The organism is Vibrio methylphosphonaticus (assembly GCF_023634655.1).
Taxonomy (GTDB): Bacteria; Pseudomonadota; Gammaproteobacteria; order Enterobacterales; family Vibrionaceae; genus Vibrio; species Vibrio methylphosphonaticus.
On record NZ_JAMKMS010000016.1, the window covers coordinates 25,237 to 50,417 of the forward strand.

Here is a 25,181-nt window from a genome sequence, read left to right on the forward strand (position 1 = left end):
TCAGTTTACTTTATCCGTCTCTGGTTGTCTTTCCACCAAAGCATCATTTTGTGTAATTTCTGTGATAGAGGAAGAAATTGAGCGTTTCACTTCTACCCCCAGTTCTTTAAAGCTTTCTGCCTGACGAATGGCGTTTCCTCGCCCAGTGGCCAATTTATTCATGGCGCCTTGATAATTCTGATTCGCTTTATCTAATGCGCCGCCCAATGCTTCCATATCATCGACAAACAGTCTTAGCTTGTCGTACAACTTGCTTGCCTTATCGGCAATGATTTGCGCGTTTTGATTCTGCCTTTCATTGCGCCACAAGTTATCGATGGTACGTAAGGCCACCAGCAACGTGGTCGGGCTCACGACGATAATATTGTGTTCCATCGCGTCTTTTACCAAGCTTGGGTCGGCTTGAATCGCAACCTGAAAAGCGGGTTCGACCGGAATAAACATCAATACGTAATCCAGTGAACGAATGCCTTTTAACTGGTGGTAGTCTTTTTGTGATAAACCACGAATGTGGTTTCTTAGCGCCAGTAAGTGATCGCGAAGTGCCTGTTCTTTCTCTGTGTCCAAATCAGCATTGAAATAACGCTCGAAAGCCACCAGCGCCATCTTGGAATCAATCACCACTTGTTTGTCTTGTGGTAAATGTACAATCACATCGGGCTGAAAACGCTTACCTGCTTCATTTTGCAAATTAACCTGAGTTTCGTACTCATGCCCTTCACGTAAACCAGACTCTGCGAGTACGCGCGCAAGCACCACCTCTCCCCAGTTACCTTGTTGCTTGTTGTCTCCCTTAAGTGCCTGCGTCAAATTCATCGCCTCGCGAGTCATCTGATCATTCAAGCGCTGTAGGTTTTTCAGTTCATGTACTAGCGTATGTCGCTCTTTCGCTTCTTGGTTGAAGCTGTCGTTAACCTGCTTTTTAAACCCTTCAAGCTGTTGCTTTAACGGCGTTAAAATCCCATCCAGGCTCTGACGGTTCTGCGCATCCACTTTATTGCTATTAGCTTCTAACACTTGGTTCGCCAAGCGCTCAAATTGCTCTTTTAATCGCAGCTCAGATTGCTCAAGAAGCTGCATCTTTTCCGTATCTGAACGCTGCTGCTGTTGAAACGTGGCCAGCTGCTCACGTAATTCGGTTTCCGATAGGGATCGAGCCTGACGCACACGTTCAAGCTCTTGCGCATAATGTTGGCGCTCTTGTTTCACCGCTTCAAAATAACGCAATTTTTCTACCGCAGCCATCACCTTACCGTGCGCTTGTTTAAGCTCAAATGCCGATTTATCCCGCTCATCATCAAGCTCATCTAACTCTTGCTTGGCTTCTTTTAAGGCCTGCTGCAACCGTTCAATCTCTTGCTCTAAGCTCATTTGAACCATGTCCGCTTTTTGCTCGATGATTTCAGCGGTTTGTCGCGCTTTAAAGAAAAATATGGCAGCTGCCGAAAACCCTAGGCAGGTAGAGACAGAAGTGATTGAAAGTAGGAGGGTTTGGTGATCAATGATCCATTGCATGTTTGGTCAGCCATCAGCGTTTCGTCTAATGCTAATGGTAATTTATACTGGATAAATGTCCAGATATTTACAATTTTCTCAGCTTTAAACGCGAATTAATAATGTCTTCCATTATCTTTTGATCACGTTTGGCTTTTTCATATTTTTGTTTGTTTTTCCAACGCTCAAGTACTTGCTCTAAGCCATGCACACGCTGCGACTTTTGCTGCAATTGTGCCTCTATAGCATGACACTCCGCCTGCATCACCGCCTGCTCATGAACTTGGTGGTTCAACATGCTTTGCAACATACGGTCTACCATCGTCATGTTCATCAAACTCAGTCGACTACGAGATTGCACACCATGACCGTGGTGAAAGGATTTCAGCTCAGCTAATGCTGACAATCGCGACTCTAGTTTCTCGGTTTGTTGACGTGCAGTATCTAATTGCGACCCAATGCGGTCACGTTGAGTTTCTTCAAGCATGGTCAACGCGCCGACCGCTTTTATTTTACTCTCCATGATACCCTTCCTTGATAGTCAACACGCGACATGGCGCCGTTACGGCGACGTTGCTTCACTAGCAAAGAGCTGCGCCAGTTGCGTTAAGCTTTGCGAGTAATCCAGTGTCTCGTCGGCACCTTGAAGCAAATAGGCTTTCAACTGTGGGTGCATCATCACTGCGCGATCAAGTTCGGGGTCTTGCCCGGGCTGATAACCACCTAATGGCAATAACTCCTTGACCTGCAGGTAGCTGGCGTAACATTGACGAAATTGATTGGCAATCATGTGATGCATTTTTTCAGTACAAGCATTCATGCATCGGCTAATCGAGGCGTTAATGTCTATCGCCGGATAATGCCCTTGTTCCGCGAGTTGCCTAGAGAGCACAACGTGGCCATCTAATATGGCACGAGCAGAGTCGACCACCGGATCTTGCTGGTCATCGCCTTCCGCTAACACCGTATAGATTGCCGTGAGACTGCCATCCGGGTGCTCACTGTTTCCGGCTCTTTCTAACAATTGTGGCAAAATACTAAATACCGAAGGTGGGTACCCTCGTGAAGCCGGTGGTTCTCCCAATGCTAAGGCAATTTCTCGCTGAGCCATGGCATAACGGGTCAGTGAGTCCATCAACAACAAGACATCTTGACCTTTGTCACGAAAATATTCCGCAACACGATGACAAAGCAACGTAGCACGCAATCGCATCAATGGTGATTCATCCGCGGGGGCTGCAATAATAATGGCTTTGCGACGCGATTCTGGTGTGAGATTACGTTCAACAAACTCACGCACCTCACGACCGCGCTCACCAATGAGCCCGACCACAATAACGTCAGCTTCTGTGTTTTGGGTAATCATACCCATCAAGACACTTTTACCCACGCCACTGCCCGCCATCAATCCAATACGCTGTCCTTTTCCCACCGTGAGTAAGCCATTAATCGCGCGTACCCCGACATCAAGAGGCGTATCCACCGGACGACGTTTTAACGGATTGATCGGTTGAGGTTCCAACGATACTCGATCTCCCCCTGTTAGCGGCGCCCCATCATCAAGGACTTCCCCCAAGCCATTCACCACCCGTCCTAACCAGTGATGCCCCAAATGTACATGACTGTCCCCTTCTAACGGGATCACCTTAGCACCGGCAAATAATCCCCCTAAGCGACGAATCGGCATGAGATAAGCAATCGTATGATCAAACCCAACCACTTGTGCTTCAATCATGTCGCCTTCTGCCGTCTCAACTAAAAATCGCTGGTCGAGCTTAAAACGACACCCCACCGCTTGCAGCATCAACCCATTCACTTTAACCAAGCGACCCGTCACTTTCGCCACCGGCACCGCCTCCAATGATGCCATCGCATCATGAAGCCTTGCCGTTAGGGGTAACGACGCGGCACTAGTCATGATTGGACTCATGGCGCGCTGGCAATGTTTCGTCAAGTAGGTGATTCTTCACGTTATCCATGCAGGTTTCCAACCGCGCATCACAACTGGCATCCGCTTCTGCGTCATCCGTGACCAAATGACAACCGCCCACAGGTAGCTCGGCTTTCGCTACTAGCTTCCAATTATCGGGCAGTTCAGCATTGATGTTAGCGATACGCTCTAAATCTTGCGGATTCAAATGCACCAACACTTTTTCAGTCTTACCAGGCATCGCTTCCAACGTTTCATCCACCAGCGCGAGTATTTGCTGTGGCATGAGCGTCAATTCTGCACGAATGACCTGCTGGGCAACCTTTTGCACCAATTCACAAATCACGTGGCGCTGCTGTTGATCTTTCTCTTCCTGCCAACGCTCTAAATGATGGTAAATCTCGTTGACGGGCTTAATCGCCTCTAAAAAAGCCTGCTTGCCTGATTGCTCGCCGGAGATAAACCCTTTTTGAAATCCTTCTTTTTGCCCTTCAAGTAAGCCTTGCTGCTGACCTTGTTCAAGACCTTGTTGCACCCCTTCTCGGTGCCCTTGTTCAAGCCCTTGCTGAAATCCCATCTCGAGCTTTTCTTGCACGTCTGCCTGTGACGCCTCTTCTCCCCACATTATCTCTTCAGACCGATCATTGGCTTGAATTTTAGGGGCGACAGGAGGAAAACGATGCAGCCGATAATCGGATGCCGCTAGCCTAAGTATCGGCTTACTTTCAATCGCAAGTGGCGAGGTAACCTTATGCTTCATCGCTATTCCACCGTCTGTTCTTCGTACAGTGACAACTCAATTTCGCCCGCTTCAGACATCGCTTTAACCATCTGCATAATCTCACCACGCGCACGTTCCACCGCACTAACAGGCACTGCGCCTCTCAGTTGCATGTCGTCTTCCAATGCCTGGACTAAACGCTGAGGCATGGAGCGTTTTATTGCTTGCTGAAGCGAGATTTCGGCGCCTTTCAACGCGGTTCCCCACAGTTCGAGTGGAACTTGTTGTACCAATCGGTCCATGGTGTCTTCACGCTGTCGACCAAGCACCATGAAATCAAACATGTTTTCTTCGATTTCATTCACCACATCTTCATCATGTAGCTTGAGCATTTCCATCAACATACTCTTATCGCCAGAGAAGCGATTGATAATATCCGCCACTTGTTTAACACCCGACAATGGTGCACTTTGGCTCGTGGAGACATGCTCTATACACCGTTCAATCAACTCATTTAGATCGCTTGCCACGTCATGGTCTATCTCCTGCAAACGCGCAATCCGATACAACAGCTCATCATGATAATCTGCGGGCAACTGCTCAAGTACTTTCGACGAGGTTTCTGGAGGCAAATACGCCAAGAATATGGCCTGCATTTGGGGGTGCTCTTGAGCAATAAAGCGCGCTAAGATCTCGGCATCAACCCACTGTAAGCGCTGCATGTTGTTGCGAATTTCATCCCCATACAGATTGTTAAGCAGCCCCTTCGCTAAGTCATTACCTAACGCCTTGCGTAGCGTGTTCGACAAATACGCTTTTGATGCACCACGGATGCCACTATGTTGGCGAAAATCATCAAAAAAGTGTTGAATGACCTGCTTAGCATTATCACTTTTTATACCGCTCAAACGTGCCATTGCTTTGGTCACACGCTGCGTTTCATCTCGAGTAAAGTGTTGAAACACCTGTGCGGCGGCATCTTCCCCCATCCCAAGCAGTACCAGTGCGGTACGCTCAACATGACTAAGCGTGGCTGGTGTTGACTGCGCTGTTTTCATTCACGTTCACCCATTGTTTTAGTACTTCTGCGACACGCTCTGGCTCTTCGTTAGCAATAAGCTGCAGATGTTTTAATTGAATTTCTAGCGGAGAGCCCGCCGGCGGTAACATGTCGCTGCTTGCATCCAGACCCGATGAAGCCGACGTAATGCCCTTCTCAGACAACTTACGATTGAGTAACTCTTCTCGTTCTCGCTCTTCTCTGGTTTGCACATTCTCTTGATAGTCATCTTGAGGATTCTCAGCAAACTCAAGGCTCGCATTACGCTGATCGGCCCCTGTTAAATGCATAATCAAAGGACGCAACACAAACATAATCATCGCCATCCCTAACAGCCCACCAATCACATAACGCAACGGCTGCTGAACCGTTGGGTCTTGCCACCATGGCATGGCAACTGGTGCGTCAATTTCAATCGGCGTAAAGTTAAAACTCATCACGTTAAGGCGATCGCCACGACCTGCCGAGATCCCCACCGCATCCATAATCATGTCCGATATTTGATTACGTTCCGCGTCTGTCCACGCCGTACCATTCGGTGCTGCCGCTTCATTAAGCAATACCGATACACTTAACTGTTCCACTTCACCTTGCTGATATTGCGTTCGGCGAATACTGCTGCCCACCGCATACTGGCGATTCAATTCACTGCGCGCATTGGTATTTTTACTGTCTTGTGTTTCAACTTCACCTGTCACCGGTGGCTGGTTACTTAACGCGCCAGGAATACCTAACGCAATATTGTCGATACTGTTGTTTTGAATACTGTGCTCATTACGAACAACAGGAGTCGAATCAAGGATCTCTTGTGTTTCTTCTACTTGGCTGAAGTTAAGATCGGCCGCGACTTGAACTCGGTAGTTACTCGGTCCAACAATGGGCGTAAGCATATCCGCCGCGCGTTGAATCACCTGCTTTTCGACACTCTTCTGATAGTCGAGATATTTAGCATTCACCTTACCGGCTTCCATTGAGCCAATATCAGCACTAAGCAAGCGACCATATTGATCAATAACGGAAACAAACTCAGGCTTCATTGCCGTGACACTGCCCACCACCAAGTTAACAATCGCTTCGACTTGTTCTGGTTTAAGATCATCGCCAGCCTTGAGCTCAAGCATGACTGAAGCGGAAGGCTCTTCACTTTGCTGACGGACAAACAGCGTTTGACGAGGGATCGCTAAATGCACCCGAGCATTAGCAATAGCGTTGAGCGAGATAATGGTGCGAACTAACTCGCCTTCTAGGCCATGTCGATAGCGAGCGTTTTCCATAAATTGACTGGTGCCAAGCGAGCTGTCTTCTTTCAAAGCATCTAAGCCAGTTGGCAATTGCGCTTTTACGCCTTTCGCCGCCAACAACATACGAATCTTCGCAACCTGCCCTTCCGTCACTAACACCTGACCATTTTGCTCTTGCAGACGATAGGCAATCCCTTCCGCTTCTAGCACAGAAATGATTTCGCCAATATCAAAACGCTCTTGTTGGCTATACAAAGGACGATAACTTTGCGAGGAACTCCATAAGGCCACCACAATAATCGCGGCAACAATGGCGGCTAATACAGCAGACAGTACGAGGTTGCGCTGCGAGCTTGACCACAATAATTTTAGTTTCTGACTAAAATCACCGATAGGTTTCTTGTGAGCAAAAGCCTGGCTTTTAGACGACGATGACTCGATAGCCCCAGGGCTTGGCATCGTTTGAGACGTTAATTCTGACATTATCTACACCGGCATTTTCATGATTTCATCAAACGAAGATACGACTTTATTACGAACCTGCATCAGGGCCGAAAATGATAAACTCGCTTTTTGACTCGCGACCATCGCTCCAACCAAGTCGTCACTTTGGCCAGTCTCGACTGCCGTCATTTTGCTGCTTGCTAATGACTGGTGCTCATTCACCCGATCCAACACCCCTTTCATTGCCGTTGAAAAAGATAAAGGGGACAAAGAGTGCTGTGTATCAACCGGATTTGATGACACCACAAAGTCTGGTTGTATCTGTTGTTGCATCGATTGAAGCTTGGTCAGCATAAGTTGTTCCGCTGAAACCGCACTATTGATAGGTTGCATTGCCATCATACTTCTCCTTTACGCAGCCGAGCCTAATACCGACTGCAGATCAATTCCTTGCTCTCGCATTGCCGCCAACTTATAGCGCAGCGCACGCGTTGAAACCCCCAGCGCGTTCGCCGTTTTAGTTCGGTTACCACCAAACTGACGCAGTTGCTCTAGGATAAATTGGAACTCTGCCTGTTTTTTTACTTCCACATGCCCGAAAGAAGCACCGCCAGATCGATGAGTAGAAAGCGCAGTGTTAGACAGGGTTGGGGCAGAGAGTGAGTGCGGCGGTACCGCCAGTTCAATTGGAAGCATCAGATCTTGGGCTGTAATAAAATCGCCGTGGCGCATCACTAATGCGCGCTGAATAACATTTTCTAATTCACGGATATTGCCTGGCCAGTGATATTGGCAAAGCGCTTGTTGCGCATCTTCTGACAGATGACAAGCCGCCTTCTCTTTATATTTATTGATAAAGAATTGGCTAATCGGCAAGATATCTTCCTGACGTTCACGAAGTGGTGGCCAGTACAATGGCAGCACATCCAAGCGGTAATAAAGGTCTTCACGAAAATGGCCTTTCTGCACTTCACTTCTCAGATCTTTATTAGTCGCGGCAATCACACGAATATCGAGTTTGATGGACTTATGACTGCCAACTCGCTCCACTTCTCGCTCTTGCAACACGCGAAGCAGTTTGGCTTGAACCGCCGGCGACATTTCACCAATTTCATCCAATAAAATGGTGCCGCCATTGGCCTCTTCGAATTTACCGCTTTGAGAGCCCGACGCTCCGGTAAACGCCCCTTTGACATGACCAAATAACACCGCTTCAAGCATTGACTCCGGTATCGCCGCGCAATTCACAGCAATAAAAGGCTGGGATGCGCGAGGCGATTGGTCATGCACATAATGCGCAAGCACTTCCTTACCCGTCCCTGACTCACCTGAAATCAATACGCTGGCACTGGTGCACGCCGCACGATGAGCCAATTGCAACACCTGTTTGCTGCGCCATGATTCCGCCACAATATTCGCTATTGGTTTTTCCATCGCTTCAACGCGATCAAGTAAGTTTGTTAACTGCATCGCTTCAAAAGGACGCAACAAATAGTCTGTGGCGCCTGCCTTCATAGACTCCGCCGCTAGCACACCTTGATCTTGTTCGACAATGGCAATAGCAACACCCGCGTTAGTCTTACGCTGCTGACACACCACCCATTCACGAACGCTCATATCCGGCAGGTTTGAACTGACCAAACTGATTGCCGCCGTTGGTTCCAATAACGCCGCTCGCCCCGTTTTCACATGACGAACAAGAAACCCTTGCTGCTGCAGCACGTCAATAATCGGTCGGGCATCATTGTCGCAAGGCTCAACGAGTAAAATATCCTTATTCATTTCAGTGTCACCCTCGCCTTCTCATCCTGAGAAGACGTCAATGTGTTCATAGATTGACGAATCACTCTTACTGTCACTCGTCGATTTTTAGCTTGTCCTATTTCTGTTGCATTGCTCATCACGGGGTACCGATCGCCATGCGCTCTCACTTCAATTAACGAGTTTGATGTCCCCTGTTCGGTTAATAGACTCGCCACATCATCAGCGCGTACCCGAGAAAGTTGTAGATTCGCCATAGATGAGCCTAGATTGTCGGTATGCCCATCAATCAACACGCGTTGAACCGTTTTGTCCGACTGGATATAACCAGATAAGGCTTTGAGTACTTGCCGTTGCGAAGCGTTCAAAACTCGTTGACCCACACGGAAGCTCAGCTCTATATCTCGAGCCTGCTCATACGACATACCCGGTAATGCCGCGCGACAATCATTAAACTGACTGTACGCCTGGTCGATGCGAACGGAAGGAACCGTCAAGCTCTCCGTGACTAAGAGCTTGCCCTGGTCATTATCGTGACCGAACTCCAAGTGCATCCACGCCCCTTTGGCAAAGACGGTCAAAAAGGCTTCAATACCCTGACCAAACGCCACCACGCCCGATGAGACTTGGTGAGAAGTGGCAATCGCATTTGAGTACGCTGGCGATTGCCAAGGCGGAGAAATTTGCAACAACGTCGCTTGAGGGTAGTTGACGTGTGTCTTACGCAGCTCAATAGGCTTATTTGGTTCAGCAACAAAAACAATATATTCTGAAGCCGATAAGGAGTAACGTAACTGACATTTAAATTCGGACTCAATAAACTGCCAATTTACCATATCCATTGGAATACTATTTCTAGCGGCAAATGAGACATTACCCCAAAAAGCCAGAACGCAAATAATTATTAGCGGAAATAAATCTTCCGCCCGGAATGAATTACGCTTCCTCCACTCAGCTATAATTTCAAGTGGGAAAAACAACTTAAACCTACCTTTGTGAATAAATCTAATATTCATATCAATACCAATTCTGACATGTAACAAGGCGCATACATTTCTATCTAATATGAACACCAAAAAATAAAGATAAAGCATTAACCTTGAAAAACAGAAACTTAAAATGACATATCATACAACAAGTAAATCATATGATAAGGGTTTCATTTAACTTGGTTATATTTAGTTTTTTTAATATTTATTATTTAGCCAAACTAACCCTATTTATTTTTTATTTAAAGATGCTTTTATAATGCATAAACAAACATATGAACCAAGCTCACAAAATTAAATCTTACGACTAAAAATATATAAAAAAAACAGAGTAGACTAAAACAATAACGCCTAGTTATTAATTTGAAGTGTCGGTATTTAGTCTTATCGATAACTCAATCACTTTTCGGTAATATTATGGCTTCTGAGCATTCATTGACATTAGAGCACGCACAATCACTCAATATCGAGCTTCTTGGTAAGCCGATCCATAGAGTAAAGAATAAACTGGAAGACGAATTTAGACGCTCCAGCCATTCCTTACGTCAAACGATACAATCTTGGCTCAATAGTTCCGATGTTGATGTCACTATTCAAGCGATTACGATCAACAGTGACCGCCATCAGTTTCAAGATTTTGAAAGCATCAGCGCACTGCAACACGAGGCATGTGGTCATCTATCCGTTCACCTTTCAAGCCCCTTGCTTATTCATCTCGCTGACCAATTTTATGGGGCAAGTATCGAGCGAACGACAGATGAACGGTCAGCCAGTGACCTACGACTCCAAGAACGTATTGCAAAACTAATCAGTACTTGGATTGCGCCGATGGAACATTGGCACTCCAGTGCAACTATTCCCCATCAAGGCATGGGGATTGTGGCAACCCTTGCCATTACATACCGCCACCCAACCAGCGGCAATATGACGGCCAACCTAACCATTCAACTCGATAGTGGTTTAGTACAAACCCTCGTGGATGAATTAGCGTTGACCCCTAACCCTCATATTGCCAACGATTTTCAACACGCTTTGCAATCCACCCCTGTGCGACTCAATGTGCAATTAAGCCAAACTCAGTTGCCATTAACCCAAGTATTACGTTTACAGCCTGACGATATTTTACCTATCAACTTACTCACAAGCGTCCCCGTCCATATAGGAAAGGAGCGCCTCTTTAGTGGCCGCGTCGCTGAACAAGATGGGCAATTGGTTTTAATTTTAAATAATGAAAAGGAAAGCAACTCATGAGTGACACACCTGAAAACAATGCCTTTGACGGTGACGATTTGAGCTTTGATGACTTTCAGCTAGAAGGGTTTGATAACGATATACCGCTGAGTGCCCCCGTTACACCTCAGCGTGACCTTAGCTTTTTTAAAAGTATTCCTGTCACCGTCACCCTTGAAGTCGCCAGTAAAGAAATCGCGTTAGGTGAGTTAATGAGTGCCGGTGAAGGCAGCGTGATTGAGTTAGACAAACTCAATGGTGAACCTCTCGATGTGAAAGTGAATGGCTCACTAATGGGGCACGCAGAAGTTGTTGTCATCAATGACAAATACGGGTTAAAGCTGATCGACGTAGTGGACTCCGCACTAACAACAATGGGGCAATAGTTAGTGTCTCATCCGCTTACTCACAAGGTTATGACATCGGTCAAACACCACCTCACTTTACTGTGCCACCTTCCTTGGAAGCTCATCGTACTGGTGAGCTTAATCAGTTTTCCTGTTGCCGCTGATAACGGATTAACGTTTTTAACCGTCAATGATGGTCAGACCGATCAAGCGTATAGCGTCAAATTGCAGATTTTGCTGCTCATGACTGCGTTGAGCTTTTTGCCAGCCTTTATTTTAATGGCCACCAGCTTCACACGAATCATTGTTGTCTTAGCGATTTTGCGACAGGCGCTTGGTCTGCAGCAGAGCCCGCCTAATCGCGTGTTAGTCGGCATTGCACTTAGCCTGAGTATTTTAATCATGCGTCCGGTCTGGAGTGACGTTTATCAAAATGCCTTCCAACCATACGACCAAGGTGAAATAACCTTAATGCAGGCATTTTCTACTGCAGAAAAGCCTGTACGTCATTTTATGTTGGCACAAACCCAGCAAAACGCATTGGAGCAGATGTTGCGAATTGCCAATGAACCTCTTAATCAAAATGTCGAGGATATTTCGTTTGCGGTGATTTTGCCGGCCTTTGTGATTAGCGAACTAAAAACCGCCTTTCAAATTGGTTTCATGCTGTTCATCCCTTTCCTCATCATCGACCTTGTCGTGGCCAGTGTTCTAATGGCGATGGGGATGATGATGCTTTCGCCACTCATTGTTTCGCTGCCCTTTAAGCTTGTGGTCTTTGTATTAGTGGATGGCTGGGCGATGACCGTGGGTACGCTCTCGGCCAGTTTTGGATAGTACAAGGACCAACTATGACTCCAGAAATGACCGTCACGCTATTTTCTAATGCCATCTGGCTTATCATCAACATGGTGATGGTACTGGTTCTCCCTGGGTTAGGAGTGGGGTTGATTATTGCCATTTTCCAAGCCGCCACACAAATACAAGAACAAACCTTAAGCTTCTTACCTAAATTACTCGCGACCCTGTTAATGGTGATTTTTGCAGGCCACTGGATGCTACGAAAAATCATGGAGCTGTTCGATTACCTGTTCCACAACATCCCTGGGATGATTGGCTGATGCAACTAACCTTTGCCGATCTCTCACAATGGCTGGGGCAACTGTGGTGGCCCTTTTTTCGCGTTGGTGCGGCATTCCTTTCTTTACCCTTTTTTGGTGATGCGCTGATTCCGATTTGGGTACGCAGCTTGCTCGCGCTGTCCATCGTCGTCATTACCGCTCCGCTTATGCCACCAATGCCTGCGGTCGAATTATTTTCGATGACATCCTTGTTCCTTGCCTTTGAACAAGCGCTATGGGGGGTATTTTTCGGTCTGATTTTGCATCTGTTTTTTACTATTTTCACCATGCTTGGACAAATTGTTTCCATGCAAATGGGGCTCGGTATGGCCATCATGAATGACCCAGTCAACGGGCTGTCGGTGGCGATTCTAGGACGGATATTTTTACTGCTCTCCACCCTGTTGTTTTTAGCACTAGAAGGCCACCTTTTAGTGATTGATATTCTAGTACAAAGCTTTGTGATCTGGCCTGTAGGTTCTGGTCTCAGCATGAGCGCGCTCAATCAAGTCATCGGACTCTTTGGCTGGATGTTTGCTTCCGCCCTTGCGCTCGCACTGCCTGCTATTGTTTCCATGTTACTTGCCAATATCAGCTTTGGTGTGATGAATCGCGCCGCACCTAGCTTAAATGTCTACGCGCTCGGTTTTCCAATGACCATGCTGCTTGGTCTATTCAGTATCTTGCTCACCGTTACTGGCATTCCAAGTCGCTATACCGCCTTAGTTCATGAGGTGCTTCGCCATCTCAACGGATTTGTTGTGGGGGGCGTATGAGCGAACAATCTAGCCAAGATAAATCAGAAAAAGCCTCACCGCAAAAGGTCAAAAAAGCGCGCCAAGAGGGACAAATCCCGCGGGCCAAAGAATTCTCCTCCGCGGTTATCTTCCTTGCCGTAGCGCTGTTTTTTAATAGCCAACTGCCCAGTATTTGGGCGCATATTTCCGGTGTTTTTCGTTTCAATATGAGCCTGACTCGCGAGGATCTTGATAACCCAATGCAAATGATTGAGCAGCTCGGTCATAGCTTAGGGATCCTGATCGACATGCTGCTGCCCATGTTCCTAGTTATTGTGATTGTCGCGGTTGCCAGCAGCCTGATTTTAGGTGGCTGGATGTTTCGCCCCGCCAACGTCCAACCAAAGCTCAGCAAACTCAGTCCACTGGCCGGCATTAAACGCATGTTTTCTACCCGCTCACTGGCCGAGTTACTCAAATCAACGTTCAAGGTTTCGGTCATTTTTGCTCTGCTCTACAGCTACCTCAACAGTAATCTTCAACACTTGTTAGGCATGCAACAGCTCACCCTAAACCAAGGTGTCACCATGGTGATGACCATTTTGTTCGAGGGCTTACTATTGATGGGGGTGGCACTGTTGATATTCGGCGTCATCGATATTCCGTATCAACGCTGGGAACACCTAAAACAGCTCAAAATGACCAAACAAGAGCTCAAAGAAGAGTACAAAAATAATGAGGGGCGACCGGAAGTCAAACAACGGATTCGACAAATCCAGCAACAGTTTGCCCGTCGTAAAATAGAAAAAACCGTGCCGAAAGCGGACGTGGTGATCACCAACCCCACGCATTATGCCGTGGCATTAAAATACGACACCAGCCTATCGGACGCGCCATTTGTGGTGGCAAAAGGTATTGATGAAACCGCGATGCACATCCAGCGCATCGCGCGAGAAAATCAGGTGGAGATATTAAACTCACCGCCCCTGACACGATCGATTTATCACACGACTGCGATAGAACAAGCGATACCGAGTCAGCTCTATATTGCGGTCGCACATATCCTGACCTACGTCATGCAGCTGAGATCGTTTCGCCGTGGAGCAGGAGAGAAACCGCTGCCGATACCGCAGTTTTCGATCCCAAAACATTTACAACACTAGCTTTGAAATGACGGCATTTATATTGAGTGCAGAACACCACTATCACTCATCGCCAGCTATCACTCGTCGCCAACTATCATTTGTCGCCGACTATCATTTGTCGCCGACTATAGAAAAAAGGAACCTTCATGTTGAACCGAATCAAACAACTTCAGCGAACCAGCAAAGGGTACATTGGTATCCCTGTCGTGCTGCTGATGATTCTGGCGATGGTTATTTTACCACTTCCACCTTTATTGTTGGACGCCTTATTCACCTTCAATATTGTCCTCGCGATACTGGTACTGCTGGTCAGTACCACCGCGAAGCGACCATTAGACTTCTCTATTTTCCCAACCATTTTGCTTATCGCGACGCTCATGCGATTAACGCTCAATGTCGCCTCTACTCGAATTGTCCTATTGGAAGGGCATCAAGGTGGCGATGCAGCAGGTAAAGTTATTCAAGCGTTTGGGGAAGTCGTGATCGGCGGCAATTACGTGGTCGGTATGGTGATATTTGTCATTTTGATGATCATCAACTTTGTCGTTATCACCAAAGGTGGCGAGCGTATTTCCGAAGTCTCCGCGCGTTTCACCCTCGATGCACTGCCAGGCAAACAAATGGCTATCGATGCCGACCTAAATGCGGGGTTAATCGATCAAGAATCGGCAAGACAACGTCGACAAGAAGTGGCAAACGAGGCCGACTTCCACGGCTCTATGGACGGTGCTTCAAAGTTTGTTCGCGGCGATGCCATCGCCGGTTTAATGATTCTCTTCATTAATATTATTGGTGGTATCAGTATCGGGGTATTTGAGCACGGTCTTGCTGCCTCAGAAGCGTTTAAAACCTACGCCCTGCTGACCATCGGTGATGGCCTAGTCGCACAAATTCCGTCTCTACTCTTGGCAACCTCCGCCGCTATCATCGTGACTCGTATTAACGACAGCGAAAATAGCATGGCTGAGACCATGCAAAAGCAATTGCTGGCCACCCCGGCGACTTTATTCACTGTGGCAACCGTCATGTTGATCATCGGTATGGTTCCCGGCATGCCGCATCTGGCCTTTTTTACCTTTGCCGCAGCGCTTGGATTTGCTGGCTGGCGACAATCCAAATCCACCCCTGACGATCCACAACTGGATGAGGTCGCAGCGATCTCTCAAGTGATGCACGACAATCCTGATGTTGCACTAGCTTGGGAAGATATTCCCCACGTACACAGTTTGTCATTGGCGCTTGGCTATCGCTTAGTCCACTTGGTCAATAAAGAGCAAGGCGCACCGCTTGCACAGCGTATTCGAGGGGTACGTAAAAACCTCTCAGAACAAGTGGGTTATTTACTGCCAGAAGTCGCCATACGAGACAATTTAAACCTCAAGCCCAATCAATACACCTTGTCACTCAACGGAGAAATTATTGAAGAAGGCTTGATTGAACCCGACCGACTCATGGCCATTGCCGTAGGCGAAACCTACGGAGAAATTGACGGCATTTTGGGCAGCGACCCCGCCTATCACCTGCCGGCGGTGTGGATCACGCATCAAGATAAGGCCAAAGCGCTCAATATGGGCTATCAGGTGGTTGACGACGCGACCGTGATTGCCACTCACATCAGTAAAATAATGAAAACGCACCTTGCCGAGCTTTTTAATCATGATGACGTCGATGCCATGAACCTGCGTTTGAGCCAACAAGCGCCTAAACTTTGCGAAGCGTTAAGTGCAGCATTAAGCCTGTCACAGCAATTAAAGGTGTACCGACAACTGCTTGTCGATCAGGTGCCTCTTAAAGATATTCGCACCATTGCCAATACCATGCTGGAATCGGCTGAAAATACCAAAGACCCGATTTTACTCGCGGCCGATGTCCGTTGCGCGCTGCGTCGTACATTGGTGAACTTGATCGCAGGTCAACGCAAAGACTTAAATGTGTATGCGCTGTCCGATGAACTCGAGCAGATGTTAATGACGTCTCTGCAACAAGCGCAAGCTAGCGGCACAGTCATGCTCGATAGTTTCCCGATTGAGCCTAATATACTCAATCAATTCCAACAAAACATGCCGTTAATCAAGCAGCAACTTAAACAACAAGGGCTGGCACCAATCTTGTTGGTGATGCCGCAATTAAGGCCTTTACTCGCTCGCTATGCACGTACGTTTTCACAAGGATTAGCGGTACTGTCATACAACGAAATTCCAGATAACAAACAGATAAATGTGGTAGGAAACCTTGGATAATCTCACTTCAAATCAAGCGCTGTATTACTATCTCAGCCAGTTGATCGGTCAGCACGTCGTGACGGAAGACGACCAATTGATCTTTTCTGCATTCGAAGCCAATGACATTCATCATGCTTGTCAGGCGATTCGAGATACTGACACTGGTGAGATTGAGTACCAACACCTCACCCTGCGCTTTGGTAGCCATAGTGAACAAAGTGTGTATCAATTCGATTTGTCGACGTCGATGCGATTTTGCTTGGATCTCTACAGCTTATATTTGGCCGTGCGGCAAACGAAATTTCAGATTGAAACATTCCACCCTGATCTCATCAGCAATGTCGTTGTTCCCATCAGTCACGATGCACTGTTATGGCAACAAGGGCAGTTTTTCCTACAACAGATCATACGCTTTCATGCTGGCGCGTTTTATCACATCATCCCCTCGTTGCAATTAAGTGATACCAGTACGCTGCATCCTGAAACTCAACCACTGAGCGAAACTCTCAAAGACTATGCTTACGCATTGTGGTTTGATATTTCACCCTCTCAAATGCAGCTCGACCATTTGCTGCCACTCGCACCGGATGCCTTTAAAATTGCGGTAACGATTGAGAGCAAACAAGATCGCAGCGACTTATTACCATTAGTGCGTTTTTGTCGGCTACATAAAATCAAATGGGTCGCTGGGCGCATCTGTAGTCAAGAGGAACTCACCCAGTTCAAACGGCTTGGTGCGAGCTATTATTTCGGCTATTTCAGTGATTTACCCACCGCCATGTCATTTAAATCGTTTGGCGATGCGCATAATGAAGTGATGTGAGGTTCTAGGTTCTAGGTTCTAGGTTCTAGGTTCTAGGTTCTAGGTTCTAGGTTCTAGGAGATCATGTGGGACGACCCATTATCGTCAACGAAAGCGAATAATATCGCCCCACTCTTTACTCCCACTCTTAACTCTCACCCTCTCCTCTAGGAGTTAGCCACCAGGTACCGCTCTATACCCATAAACCGCTTTACCCCTCCTTTCGCTTGAACCAACCTCACACATTCACGTCCAATTTCAACAATTTGGCTATTTTTTTCACTTTCGAGTTAATCCTAGAAATTAACTGACCGCCTCTTGTTAGTGAGCGGGGCGATAGTCCCAAATTGATAGTGATTCAAGGAGAACGACAATGGCTTTATCAATGCACACGAACTACGCGTCGCTAGTGACACAAAACACACTGAACAATACCAGCGGTCTACTTAATACTGCAATGGAGCGTTTAAGCACAGGCTACCGCATCAATTCAGCAGCGGATGACGCAGCAGGTCTACAAATTTCGACTCGTTTAGAATCACAAACTCGTGGTATGAATGTCGCGATGCGTAATGCACAAGATGGCATTTCTATGATGCAAACGGCTGAAGGGTCAATGGATGAAATGACCAACATCGTTTACCGTATGAACGATCTTGCTACTCAAGCATCGAATGACACCTCTTCTACGGCAGATAAAACAGCACTTAATAAAGAGTTCCAACAGCTAAACGAAGAACTTGTCAATATCATGGACTCAACCAACTTCGGTGGCCAAAAATTATTCAATACGACTGGATTTGCAGCTGGCCCGGTGAATATGCAAATCGGTACTAACTCTGGCGAGCAACTTTCTGTCGATGTGTCTGCCGACATTACCGCGTTAAACACTACCGTGGGCGCAGCGGGTGGTTTCGCTCTTGGTGATATTACAACAGCTGCGGGCGCACAAACTGCTTTGGATACATTGACAGGCGCCAATGGCGACGCTGGCGTGCTGGCTGATATCGGTACCACACGTTCTAGCTTTGGTGCCAACATTAACCGCCTAGAGCACACCATTGCCAACCTAGGCAACATGGTTGAAAACACTTCAGCAGCGAAAGGTCGTATCACAGATGCTGACTTCGCGGTTGAATCTTCAAACATGACGAAAAACCAAATGCTAATGCAAGCCGGCACAACCGTGCTTTCACAAACAAACCAAATGCCTAGCATGGCGATGTCACTGCTACGCTAATTTGGCCTCATCTTTGATAACGGTTGTGATGGCACTCTATCTAACTCAACCGTTATTATGGATACGAAGAGTTTTCCTTTATTCGCTCTTCATCCGTCCTTGACCTCCCTCGGGAGGTTTTTTTATTACGGCCACTTACGCCTACACCGTCGTAAATCTGAACCCATATCCCACAATGCCCAACGAACTCTTCAATGCAGTTAACAGTTGCATGATATCAGCCGCCTTATTGTTCTAGTGAAAAACCATTATTCGCGGAAAGCGGAAATTAGCCACTGGAAATCCGGCTTCCGCCACTTGCAAACCTAAAACATAAACAACTGATTTAAAACAAAATAAATCATGGCATATATCTTGATTTGTTTACTATTCACCTCTGAGCTGTTCACGATAACAATCATACAGCCAGCATGATTAGGAGCATTCTAATGAGTTCATTAGACCCCATTACTATGGCAACCCAACTCGCGACTTACGACGTGCAGCCATTTCAGAACCGCTACCAAATGCAAGCGGACAGCTATCAAGCGCAAATGACCGCATTAGGTAAAGTTGAATCGGCGCTTCGAGAATTTAGAACCGCTGTCAACGCAATGAATAGTACTGACTCGAACGTGATTAAAAATAGTGCCTCCATTTCGCAAGAGGGGTTCTTTAGTGCCAAAGCCGATGCCAAAGCGCTGGCTGGCAGTTATCAAGTTTTCGTGGAGCAAGTCGCGACTGCGCATCAGTTATCCACCGGTATGCCTGCCAACCTTGATTCGACCACCGAAGTGCCAACCACGGGGACGCTCGACTTTACTATTGATGGCGAAAGCCTCTCGCTTGACCTTTCCACATTAGACAGCGACGGTGATGGCAAAGCGACAATGGCGGATCTTGTTTCTGCCATCAACAACGATCCAGATAACCCCGGCGTCAACGCCACCCTCGTACGATCCAACGGTCAAACGCACTTTATGTTGTCGAGTACTGAAACCGGCGTCGCCAATACTATTAATGTTTCGGCTTCAGGCACAGGCGCAACCTGGTTTGAAGATGCATTCGCCAACACCAGTGATATCAGCACGCCACAAGATGCGGTGATTTGGCTCGGAGCCGAAGGAACGGGGCTCAAGCTAGAAAACAGCAGTAATACCTTTACTGGCGTCATCGACGGCGTTGATCTCACGGTCAGCAAAGCACAAGTTTCAGGTGAAGCGCCGCTAACCCTCAATATTGGTGCCGACTCCGAGGCGACGAAAGAGCAAATTAATCAATTTATCGACGCTTACAACACCCTAATGTCAACCATCGACGAACACACAGGCATCGGCGGTGAAGATAAATCACGCGGCGTATTAGCCAGTGATCCCACCCTTCGCTCAATTGAGAGTCAGTTGACCAGTTTAGTTCGCGGGGAATATGAAGAGCTGCGCCTAAGCCAGATAGGTATAGAGATTGACCGCAGTGGCACCATGACGCTAGACGCCAGCAAATTTGAAGAAGCACAAACCAATAATAGTGCCGCCCTAGAAGCGATGTTCAATGGTGACGGTAACCTTCTCGATTCGATCGATGCGATGGCAACGCCATTCTTACAATCGGCGTCGGGGTTGTTTACAAGCCGTAAAGATACCTTACAGCAAAATATCTCTCGTATTGATGATAAGCAGAGCACATTAGATCGCAAATACGACATGGCTTACAACCGTTACCTGAAACAATTTACCCAAATGAATACCTTAATGACCCAGATGAATCAAACCATGGGTATGTTCGGTTAACCAAGGAGGCAACAATAAATGTTAATGGACTCAGGCTACGACTCTTATCAACAAGTTGACTTAAACGCTCAAGCGGCGGCTGCGAGCCCTCACCAGCTCGTCATCATGCTCATTGATGGATTGCTCGATGAAGTAGAACGAGTACGCGGCCATATACACGCAGGTCGACTCGCAGAGAAAGGCGATGGCATCAGCAAGAGCATGAATATCTTAGTCGGTCTCGACAGTGCATTGGACTTAGAGGCTGGCGGTGAAATTGCCGAAAACCTACACCAACTGTATGACTTTTGCCAAGTCGAACTGTATCAGGCAAGCGTCAACAACGATATTGACAGATTGACGAACGTTGAGCGCGTCATGGGCACAATCAAAGAGGGGTGGCTAAATTTTGGCAAACACGCATAAGGTGTCCCCTGAGCGATTTCGACACCTAAGTCAACTAATTGAAATTGCAACAAAAACACAAGACTGGCCCACACTCCAGCGCTACGACGTGCAGCTTAGGGAGCTTTTGGTCACCCATGATCCTTTTACTAAAGGCGGCCGCCAAGACCCACGTTTAGCCGCTGAGATAGAGCGGGCAAAACAAGCGCACTTGCGCGCATTTATTGCGCTATCCGAAGCGACCAATGCGTTAAAAACGCAGCTTGGGGAAGCCGATGAGCAAAAAGAAAGAGCGCAAGCTTACCAACTGGCGATGAGTCTGGAGTAACCCATGGTAACCATACCTGCAGCAACCAATACCACTACTCAAACAACGCCGCATCGCGGGGCTGAAGGTGAGCGCTCTATCGCCCCATCCAGCCAAGAAAATGCGCGACAAAATACGCCCGCGTCCTTCAAAAAATTGGTCGGCGACAAAAAAACACAACTGTCATCATCAAACGAAACGGATGCACTGCCTAGCGATGCGATAGCAATGAATGCCACCGCAGATACGCGAGTACCACCATTAATCACGGCATTGCCGCTCACGCCTCACCATCCCAGTGACGGAACATTTCACACTCCAACGAGCTCACTAGGCAATATGACGCTTGCTACGCAAAGCCGTACCGCTCCACACGGTGCTATGCAGGCTCAAGCTCCTCTTTCCGAACCGCGGGGCAATCCGCTTCTTGAGACTAGAGGCAGCACGCGGGATCAGTCGATTGGACAACAGGCTCATGCAACGGCGTTAGCCCACTCGAGACTCAGTACGTCAACATTAGGCAATGACATTCCGTCATTACTTACAGCGGCGAGCGCACCTAGTAGCCCGTCAGCGGCGCACTCTCCAGTGCCATCAGCAGTAAATAGCAATACAGAAACCAGTACAGCGCAATGGGCCAATGTCCGTATTGATACTCAAGCAGGGAAATGGGGTGAGCAGATGCTTCAGGTACTGCATGACCGAGTGACCCTGCAGTCCCAGCAAAACTTACAAGAAGCGCGCATTCGACTTGACCCACCAGACTTAGGCAAGCTCGACCTAACGGTTAGAGTCGAGGGCGATAGGCTCAGTGTGCAAATTAATGCCAATGCCGCGGCGACGCGCGAGGCGTTAATGCAAGTTTCGGATCGACTACGCAATGAATTGCAGCAACAAAACATTCTGCAAGTCGAGGTTCAAGTGGGCTCTGGTGATAACCCCAATCCTTCTTCCAACACGCCAAATCACGATGAAGAGGCGGGCATCTTCGCCGCACGAGAACGAAATGAGCAGCCGACGAGTTTCTCATCTCACTCATCTTCTGACCACTGGTTCAACATTCACGCCTAGTGCATTCATAAGGAAATAGGTCATGACCAAACAACAAATTTTTGCTCTCTTTATCGCCACCATTATCTGCAGTGCATTGGTCTCTGGCGGAACGGTTTTTGGCACTGCTTGGTACCTACAGCAAGAAAAAAACAGCGCCTTAACTAGTGAGTCATGGCTATCAGAGCTATTTAACAATCAACCGGAACGCCAGCAACAACCAAGTTTTCAAGCACTTGAAAAACTCGTACTCAGTGTGAGAGGAAAGAAGCAGACCCACTTTGTCATGCTAGAGCTCGCCATTGAAACCCGTCGTCCAGAGCGCATGGAAAATATTAATGACTACATGCCAGTGGTTCGCAACGCCATGCTCAACCTCTTTAGCCAAAAGACCTATGAAGAGCTACACGGCGAAAATGCGCTAGCGATGCTGCAAGATGAAGTGAAACTGACTGTACTTGGCGCGTTCGAGAAAACGGATCTCGTCCGCGATATTGACGATGTGCTCCTGACTAAATATGTCGTGCAGTAGGTGATGCTATGTTGGATATGAATTACAAGGACAGTTACGGCATGGAAGAAGAGATTCAATCTCCCTCTGTGCCCATTGATGAGCCGCGATTACTGAGTCAGCATCAGATACTCGTCAAGCGCGTCGTCAACCAACTGCGCCATCACGCCACCACGCATTGCAGTATAGAAGACATGCAGCAAATTGGGCTTATTGGGTTACTGGAGGCCGGGCGACGTTATGGGGATATCGATGACGGTCAATTTCCTGCGTTTGCTGTGTGCCGAATTCGTGGTTCGATTTTAGATGAATTACGTCGGCTCGACTGGCGCTCGCGCAAGACTCGCCAGCAGGCCCACGAACTCAACGACATCACACGTGATCTCACCAAATCTTTAGGTCGCTTACCTACCGACAAAGAAATCATCTGTGCTTTGGGTACCGACCAAGCGGATTACTTATCTCGTCTTAATGCTTCCATGGCAGGCGAAATGCAAAGCCTCGATCAACTGCTCGATAGTGGTCTCGAGGGCAATATTCATTCGGCTTATGACGCCACCCAACATGAACACCACCGGCGCAGCCTTGAAGTCGCATTAGGTCAGTTGGCCAAACGTGAACAGCTACTCATGACTCTGTTTTATCAACACGACATGAATCTTCACGAAATTGCGTTAGTACTGGATTTAACGCCACCACGCATCTGTCAGCTTCACAAGCAAGCTCTCAAGCAACTCAATCAATTGTTATCTTCCTAGGAGTCTCCTATGCAAAAATTTATGGGCGCGGTCATCATTTTGATGTGTGTCTTCGGCGGCTACGTTTGGGCTGGAGGCAGCCTAATGGCGATCTGGCAACCGGCGGAATTCCTCATCATCATTGGTGCAACGGTTGGCTCGCTGATCATTGGTAACCCACCACAAGTACTCAAAGAAATGCGCCTCCAACTGCGCTCTATCTTGTCACCCCACAAAGAAGAGCAAGCCTTCTTCATGGAGCTGATGGCACTGCTACAGATCCTACTAGAGACGGTGCGCAGTGGTGGCTTTAAAGCGCTGGATAAGCATATTGAAAACCCAGAAGAAAGCTCAATATTTAACCGCTACCCACTGGTTAGTCGTGACTATCGCCTCGTTTCCTTCATTACCGACAATTTACGTTTAATGGCCATGGGGCAAATGTCGCCTCATGAATTAGAGGGGCTACTAGAACAAGAAATCGAAGCCATACAAGCTGATCTTCTTCTGCCGTCGCGCTCCATGCAGAGAACAGCAGAAGCACTGCCAGGCTTCGGCATCTTAGCAGCTGTTGGTGGCATTATTATCACCATGCAGGCCATCGATGGTTCAATCGCGATGATTGGCTATCACGTCGCAGCGGCTTTAGTAGGCACATTTTTAGGGATTTTTGGTTGTTATTGCTGCTTAGACCCAGCGAGTAACGCCATGGCTCAGCGCGTAAAACGAGATATGTCAGCCTTTGACTGCATCCGCGCCACCTTAGTGGCGTATGTTGCCAAAAAGCCAACATTGCTCGCTATTGACGCTGGCCGTAAGCACATTCAGCTAGACATCAAACCCACTTTCAACCAAATGGAGAGGTGGCTTGCTGAACAGGAGGGGTAATGCAAAAACAAGAGCACGTCGTCTTTAGGCGCTCAAACCGCCGCCATGAAGAAGCATTTCATGGCGGTGCATGGAAAGTCGCGTTCGCCGACTTTATGATCGCACTCATGGCTCTGTTTCTCGTATTATGGGTGATGCAAGTCGTTGATAAAGAAGAGCGGAAAGCGATTGTCGCTCACCTACAAATGGCCAGTGTTTTTGATAAAAGTACCGGCAATCTCTTTGATACCTCACAAAGTCTCTCGCCGATTGATCTAACCTCAGACTCTTCTGTTGCGAGCCGTCATGATTCGGTGCATACGGTGAGCGCTTTTTTTCAAGGCGATCGCGATGGACCAGAATCCGACTCGCTGATTGACGGCACATTTGATACTCAAGAACGCCTCGCCGCCCTTGCCAAAGTCATCAATGATGCTATGCGTCAAATCAATGCCGAGGGCAATGTTGATATCACGGTCACGCCACAAGGCCTAAGGATCGTGCTGCAAGATGACTACAAACAAAATATGTTCCGACGAGGTGGTTCAACATTAACGCCATTTTTTGAAGACTTATTGCTGGCTTTAGCGCCGATCTTTAACCGTGTTGAAAACCCGATGATTATTAGCGGTCATACGGACGCGACCCAATATAAAAAAGCGTTTCGTGATTCATCAAACTGGGAACTGTCCTCCTCGCGAGCGAACCGAGCCAGACAAACCCTTGTCGCTGGCGGGATGCCTGAGCAACGAGTGTTACAAGTTACTGGCATGTCAGACCGAGCACTGCTAAACCGAGAAGAGCCCAAATCGAGCGAAAATAGACGCATCGAACTGTTTGTGCTCACCACACCCGCTGCGCAGGTGATTAGCACCTTGTTTGGCGAGCAACCAACCAGTGAACTCAATAAAGCGCGACAAAAGGCCAAATTCAATCAACCTGTATTCAGACATGACACGATTGGTTATTCGGTGGACACCTCTCCTCCCATAACCCCTCAACCTCTCTAGTGGTTATATTGCTAGTAAGTTCTATGCTTACGATAACTTGCTAGCAATCAACATGTGTTTGTTAT

At 47.6% G+C, this 25,181-nt stretch carries 25 protein-coding genes and 1 pseudogene; 17 read left to right on the forward strand and 9 right to left on the reverse strand.

The window, feature by feature from the left end; all coding sequences use genetic code 11:
• The 9 genes and pseudogenes from rmuC to M9196_RS17445 form a co-directional block, all read right to left on the reverse strand.
• Positions 1–1,335: pseudogene (gene rmuC, locus M9196_RS17405) on the reverse strand (DNA recombination protein RmuC); the annotation flags it as partial.
• Positions 1,336–1,582: 247 nt separating this feature from the next.
• The gene (fliJ, locus tag M9196_RS17410) at positions 1,583–2,017 is read right to left on the reverse strand and encodes a flagellar export protein FliJ (protein ID WP_250618792.1); all 435 of its coding nucleotides are present in this window, start codon (positions 2,015–2,017) and stop codon (positions 1,583–1,585) included.
• A gap of 39 nt (positions 2,018–2,056) precedes the next feature.
• Positions 2,057–3,412: a FliI/YscN family ATPase gene (locus M9196_RS17415; protein ID WP_284677215.1), complete on the reverse strand. Its 1,356-nt coding sequence runs from the start codon at positions 3,410–3,412 to the stop codon at positions 2,057–2,059.
• The gene (gene fliH, locus M9196_RS17420) at positions 3,405–4,184 is read right to left on the reverse strand and encodes a flagellar assembly protein FliH (protein WP_250618793.1); all 780 of its coding nucleotides are present in this window, start codon (positions 4,182–4,184) and stop codon (positions 3,405–3,407) included. Before fliH ends, M9196_RS17415 begins: the two co-directional genes overlap by 8 nt.
• Positions 4,185–4,186: 2 nt before the next feature.
• Positions 4,187–5,203 carry a flagellar motor switch protein FliG gene (locus M9196_RS17425; protein WP_250618794.1) on the reverse strand — a complete coding sequence of 339 codons (1,017 nt, stop codon included), beginning with the start codon at positions 5,201–5,203 and terminating at the stop codon, positions 4,187–4,189.
• Positions 5,169–6,929, reverse strand: coding sequence for a flagellar basal-body MS-ring/collar protein FliF (fliF, locus tag M9196_RS17430; RefSeq protein WP_250618795.1), 1,761 nt, complete (start codon positions 6,927–6,929; stop codon positions 5,169–5,171). The genes M9196_RS17425 and fliF overlap by 35 nt, the downstream gene beginning before the upstream one ends.
• Before the next feature lie 3 nt (positions 6,930–6,932).
• A complete protein-coding gene (gene fliE, locus M9196_RS17435; RefSeq protein ID WP_250618879.1) occupies positions 6,933–7,289 on the reverse strand; it encodes a flagellar hook-basal body complex protein FliE in 357 nt (118 codons plus the stop codon).
• 12 nt (positions 7,290–7,301) lie between these two features.
• Positions 7,302–8,672, reverse strand: coding sequence for a sigma-54-dependent transcriptional regulator (locus tag M9196_RS17440; protein ID WP_250618796.1), 1,371 nt, complete (start codon positions 8,670–8,672; stop codon positions 7,302–7,304).
• Positions 8,669–9,493, reverse strand: a complete 825-nt coding sequence (locus M9196_RS17445) for a MotY family protein (RefSeq protein WP_250618797.1) — start codon at positions 9,491–9,493, stop codon at positions 8,669–8,671. Before M9196_RS17445 ends, M9196_RS17440 begins: the two co-directional genes overlap by 4 nt.
• 564 nt (positions 9,494–10,057) lie before the next feature.
• Here M9196_RS17445 and M9196_RS17450 point away from each other — a divergent pair.
• The 17 genes from M9196_RS17450 (at position 10,058) to M9196_RS17530 (ending at position 25,116) form a co-directional block, all read left to right on the forward strand.
• Positions 10,058–10,891 (forward strand): FliM/FliN family flagellar motor switch protein, encoded by an 834-nt coding sequence (locus M9196_RS17450; RefSeq protein ID WP_250618798.1) that lies wholly within the window; start codon positions 10,058–10,060, stop codon positions 10,889–10,891.
• Positions 10,888–11,256 (forward strand): flagellar motor switch protein FliN, encoded by a 369-nt coding sequence (gene fliN, locus M9196_RS17455; RefSeq protein ID WP_250618799.1) that lies wholly within the window; start codon positions 10,888–10,890, stop codon positions 11,254–11,256. The genes M9196_RS17450 and fliN overlap by 4 nt, the downstream gene beginning before the upstream one ends.
• A gap of 30 nt (positions 11,257–11,286) precedes the next feature.
• A complete protein-coding gene (gene fliP, locus M9196_RS17460) occupies positions 11,287–12,054 on the forward strand; it encodes a flagellar type III secretion system pore protein FliP (protein ID WP_250618880.1) in 768 nt (255 codons plus the stop codon).
• Between the two features lie 14 nt (positions 12,055–12,068).
• Positions 12,069–12,338: a flagellar biosynthesis protein FliQ gene (fliQ, locus tag M9196_RS17465; RefSeq protein WP_250618800.1), complete on the forward strand. Its 270-nt coding sequence runs from the start codon at positions 12,069–12,071 to the stop codon at positions 12,336–12,338.
• The gene (fliR, locus tag M9196_RS17470) at positions 12,338–13,114 is read left to right on the forward strand and encodes a flagellar biosynthetic protein FliR (protein WP_250618801.1); all 777 of its coding nucleotides are present in this window, start codon (positions 12,338–12,340) and stop codon (positions 13,112–13,114) included. The genes fliQ and fliR overlap by 1 nt, the downstream gene beginning before the upstream one ends.
• The gene (gene flhB / locus M9196_RS17475; RefSeq protein ID WP_250618802.1) at positions 13,111–14,238 is read left to right on the forward strand and encodes a flagellar biosynthesis protein FlhB; all 1,128 of its coding nucleotides are present in this window, start codon (positions 13,111–13,113) and stop codon (positions 14,236–14,238) included. Before fliR ends, flhB begins: the two co-directional genes overlap by 4 nt.
• Before the next feature lie 128 nt (positions 14,239–14,366).
• Positions 14,367–16,460 carry a flagellar biosynthesis protein FlhA gene (locus M9196_RS17480; RefSeq protein ID WP_250618803.1) on the forward strand — a complete coding sequence of 698 codons (2,094 nt, stop codon included), beginning with the start codon at positions 14,367–14,369 and terminating at the stop codon, positions 16,458–16,460.
• Positions 16,453–17,265 carry a diguanylate phosphodiesterase gene (locus M9196_RS17485; protein ID WP_250618804.1) on the forward strand — a complete coding sequence of 271 codons (813 nt, stop codon included), beginning with the start codon at positions 16,453–16,455 and terminating at the stop codon, positions 17,263–17,265. Before M9196_RS17480 ends, M9196_RS17485 begins: the two co-directional genes overlap by 8 nt.
• 352 nt (positions 17,266–17,617) lie before the next feature.
• On the forward strand, positions 17,618–18,484 hold the full coding sequence (gene lafA, locus M9196_RS17490; RefSeq protein ID WP_250618805.1) for a lateral flagellin LafA: 867 nt from the start codon (positions 17,618–17,620) through the stop codon (positions 18,482–18,484).
• A 428-nt stretch (positions 18,485–18,912) separates the two neighbouring features.
• Positions 18,913–20,250, forward strand: coding sequence for a flagellar filament capping protein FliD (gene fliD, locus M9196_RS17495; RefSeq protein WP_250618806.1), 1,338 nt, complete (start codon positions 18,913–18,915; stop codon positions 20,248–20,250).
• Positions 20,251–20,268: 18 nt separating this feature from the next.
• Positions 20,269–20,655, forward strand: a complete 387-nt coding sequence (fliS, locus tag M9196_RS17500) for a flagellar export chaperone FliS (RefSeq protein ID WP_250618807.1) — start codon at positions 20,269–20,271, stop codon at positions 20,653–20,655.
• Positions 20,639–20,962 (forward strand): LafD, encoded by a 324-nt coding sequence (locus M9196_RS17505; protein ID WP_250618808.1) that lies wholly within the window; start codon positions 20,639–20,641, stop codon positions 20,960–20,962. Before fliS ends, M9196_RS17505 begins: the two co-directional genes overlap by 17 nt.
• Positions 20,963–20,965: 3 nt before the next feature.
• Positions 20,966–22,012 carry a flagellar hook-length control protein FliK gene (locus M9196_RS17510; protein WP_250618809.1) on the forward strand — a complete coding sequence of 349 codons (1,047 nt, stop codon included), beginning with the start codon at positions 20,966–20,968 and terminating at the stop codon, positions 22,010–22,012.
• Positions 22,013–22,034: 22 nt separating this feature from the next.
• Positions 22,035–22,523 carry a flagellar basal body-associated FliL family protein gene (locus tag M9196_RS17515; RefSeq protein ID WP_250618810.1) on the forward strand — a complete coding sequence of 163 codons (489 nt, stop codon included), beginning with the start codon at positions 22,035–22,037 and terminating at the stop codon, positions 22,521–22,523.
• 8 nt (positions 22,524–22,531) lie between these two features.
• The gene (locus M9196_RS17520; RefSeq protein WP_250618811.1) at positions 22,532–23,260 is read left to right on the forward strand and encodes a FliA/WhiG family RNA polymerase sigma factor; all 729 of its coding nucleotides are present in this window, start codon (positions 22,532–22,534) and stop codon (positions 23,258–23,260) included.
• 9 nt (positions 23,261–23,269) lie between these two features.
• Complete coding sequence (motA, locus tag M9196_RS17525; protein ID WP_250618812.1) at positions 23,270–24,127, forward strand: flagellar motor stator protein MotA; 858 nt, start codon at positions 23,270–23,272, stop codon at positions 24,125–24,127.
• On the forward strand, positions 24,127–25,116 hold the full coding sequence (locus tag M9196_RS17530) for a flagellar motor protein MotB (protein WP_250618813.1): 990 nt from the start codon (positions 24,127–24,129) through the stop codon (positions 25,114–25,116). Before motA ends, M9196_RS17530 begins: the two co-directional genes overlap by 1 nt.
• Positions 25,117–25,181: the final 65 nt, after the last annotated feature.

Excerpts from the sequence above, each read along its gene's own strand:
- fliH (WP_250618793.1), bottom strand. The coding sequence starts at position 4,184 with ATGAAGCATAAGGTTACCTCGCCACTTGCGATTGAAAGTAAGCCGATA.
- fliR (WP_250618801.1), top strand. The coding sequence starts at position 12,338 with ATGCAACTAACCTTTGCCGATCTCTCACAATGGCTGGGGCAACTGTGG.
- fliQ (WP_250618800.1), top strand. The coding sequence starts at position 12,069 with ATGACTCCAGAAATGACCGTCACGCTATTTTCTAATGCCATCTGGCTT.
- M9196_RS17415 (WP_284677215.1), bottom strand. The coding sequence starts at position 3,412 with ATGACTAGTGCCGCGTCGTTACCCCTAACGGCAAGGCTTCATGATGCG.
- M9196_RS17440 (WP_250618796.1), bottom strand. The coding sequence starts at position 8,672 with ATGAATAAGGATATTTTACTCGTTGAGCCTTGCGACAATGATGCCCGA.
- M9196_RS17530 (WP_250618813.1), top strand. The coding sequence starts at position 24,127 with ATGCAAAAACAAGAGCACGTCGTCTTTAGGCGCTCAAACCGCCGCCAT.
- M9196_RS17515 (WP_250618810.1), top strand. The coding sequence starts at position 22,035 with ATGACCAAACAACAAATTTTTGCTCTCTTTATCGCCACCATTATCTGC.
- M9196_RS17425 (WP_250618794.1), bottom strand. The coding sequence starts at position 5,203 with ATGAAAACAGCGCAGTCAACACCAGCCACGCTTAGTCATGTTGAGCGT.
- lafA (WP_250618805.1), top strand. The coding sequence starts at position 17,618 with ATGGCTTTATCAATGCACACGAACTACGCGTCGCTAGTGACACAAAAC.
- M9196_RS17445 (WP_250618797.1), bottom strand. The coding sequence starts at position 9,493 with ATGGATATGGTAAATTGGCAGTTTATTGAGTCCGAATTTAAATGTCAG.
- fliD (WP_250618806.1), top strand. The coding sequence starts at position 18,913 with ATGAGTTCATTAGACCCCATTACTATGGCAACCCAACTCGCGACTTAC.
- fliF (WP_250618795.1), bottom strand. The coding sequence starts at position 6,929 with ATGTCAGAATTAACGTCTCAAACGATGCCAAGCCCTGGGGCTATCGAG.
- fliN (WP_250618799.1), top strand. The coding sequence starts at position 10,888 with ATGAGTGACACACCTGAAAACAATGCCTTTGACGGTGACGATTTGAGC.
- M9196_RS17480 (WP_250618803.1), top strand. The coding sequence starts at position 14,367 with ATGTTGAACCGAATCAAACAACTTCAGCGAACCAGCAAAGGGTACATT.
- M9196_RS17520 (WP_250618811.1), top strand. The coding sequence starts at position 22,532 with ATGTTGGATATGAATTACAAGGACAGTTACGGCATGGAAGAAGAGATT.
- motA (WP_250618812.1), top strand. The coding sequence starts at position 23,270 with ATGCAAAAATTTATGGGCGCGGTCATCATTTTGATGTGTGTCTTCGGC.
- fliP (WP_250618880.1), top strand. The coding sequence starts at position 11,287 with ATGACATCGGTCAAACACCACCTCACTTTACTGTGCCACCTTCCTTGG.
- M9196_RS17450 (WP_250618798.1), top strand. The coding sequence starts at position 10,058 with ATGGCTTCTGAGCATTCATTGACATTAGAGCACGCACAATCACTCAAT.
- fliS (WP_250618807.1), top strand. The coding sequence starts at position 20,269 with ATGTTAATGGACTCAGGCTACGACTCTTATCAACAAGTTGACTTAAAC.
- fliJ (WP_250618792.1), bottom strand. The coding sequence starts at position 2,017 with ATGGAGAGTAAAATAAAAGCGGTCGGCGCGTTGACCATGCTTGAAGAA.
- M9196_RS17510 (WP_250618809.1), top strand. The coding sequence starts at position 20,966 with ATGGTAACCATACCTGCAGCAACCAATACCACTACTCAAACAACGCCG.
- flhB (WP_250618802.1), top strand. The coding sequence starts at position 13,111 with ATGAGCGAACAATCTAGCCAAGATAAATCAGAAAAAGCCTCACCGCAA.
- fliE (WP_250618879.1), bottom strand. The coding sequence starts at position 7,289 with ATGGCAATGCAACCTATCAATAGTGCGGTTTCAGCGGAACAACTTATG.